Here is a 1,221-nt window from a genome sequence, read left to right on the forward strand (position 1 = left end):
CGCTCAGGTGTTGGAACTCGATCAGCCGATGACCCGCTACGCCGTCTGCCGGGCGGCTGGTTGGAACCGTGGCCCTGGTGCCTACCGGACGATCGAGCAGGCCGTCCCCGAAGATGGCGTGAGGGTGTCCCACCCCGTGCACGGGGCGGTAATCCTCACCCGGAAGGGCGACAAGATAACGATGACGGTTGTCTGAAATCCGTGCGGGACGTGCGGGACGTGCAAACCGTGTTGAACGCCTAGCACGGATTGGAAATAGAATGCCCCGCCGGGGGACGGCGGGGATTTGCCAAAAGCTGAGGTAAAAGGCTGTGTACAGGTCGCAGGGATTTCCAGCACGGCAGCATGCATTTCAGAACCGTGCTGCAAAAAGCGTGCAAAAAGCCCTGCACGCGTTGCGCTGAAAGCCGCGGAAAATAAGGGCGTGCTGCGTGCTACCCCTATATCGTGCCTCAGTAGCACGCTCCGGCGGGCTCACCTCGGTACACGACCAAATGGAAATCCTTCCAGCACGGCTCTGCTTCGGAGGAAATGATGATGCCTCCGGGTTAGCTGGGTTCCGATTTGAACCCTGGAGCGTGCGGGGGAACTTCTGTGGGCGATCACAGCCCAGCGAAAGCCCGGCGGCTGGATCGGCGGGATGAGCCCTGGATGGCGGTGCCGGCCACGATCGCTGAGACCGTCAACCCGACCCTCGGAGCGATCGCCATCGTGCAGGAGATCGTCGAGACCAAGTTCGCGCTGGCCGATTCCGCGGGTTAATCGTGCAGGGGAACTTCACCCGGGTGATCGCCGAGGAGACCCAGACCAACGAAAAAATGGCGTCTCATCCCGACGAGATCGTCGGCAAGTAAGGCGTGCGCGGGATCGTCCAACTCATGCTCGACCAGACCAAGACCGGATCGGCTCGCAGACCGTCAGGGCGGAGATCGATCAACGATCTGGCGAGTCAGGGTCGAGCAGGGAAACTTCCGGAGATGATCTCCTGCGATTCCACCTGGGCGTCAGCGCCGTCCCCATCGACCTGATCCGCGGCTCGACCCCTCGTGACACTGTGCCGACACTCGCTTACGACGCACACCGAGTCCGCTGCGAGATCGAACTCGCAAGACATTGAAGACGCGCCGATTCTGGGCTGCGGGAGCCCCGCTCTCCCATGCCGTTCTTCCTGTTAATCCGTTGGTCGTTGGTTCGAATCCAACCGCCGGAGCCATCATCCCC

At 61.8% G+C, this 1,221-nt stretch carries 1 protein-coding gene; it reads left to right on the plus strand.

Annotation, left to right across the window (positions count from 1 at the left end):
• A partial coding sequence (locus H7965_RS30630) for a hypothetical protein (RefSeq protein ID WP_222440896.1) occupies window positions 1-196 on the plus strand: 196 nt, incomplete at its 5' end.
• Between the last annotated feature and the right edge of the window lie 1,025 nt (window positions 197-1,221).

This window comes from Siccirubricoccus deserti (assembly GCF_014283215.1).
Classification (GTDB): domain Bacteria; phylum Pseudomonadota; class Alphaproteobacteria; order Acetobacterales; family Acetobacteraceae; genus Siccirubricoccus; species Siccirubricoccus deserti.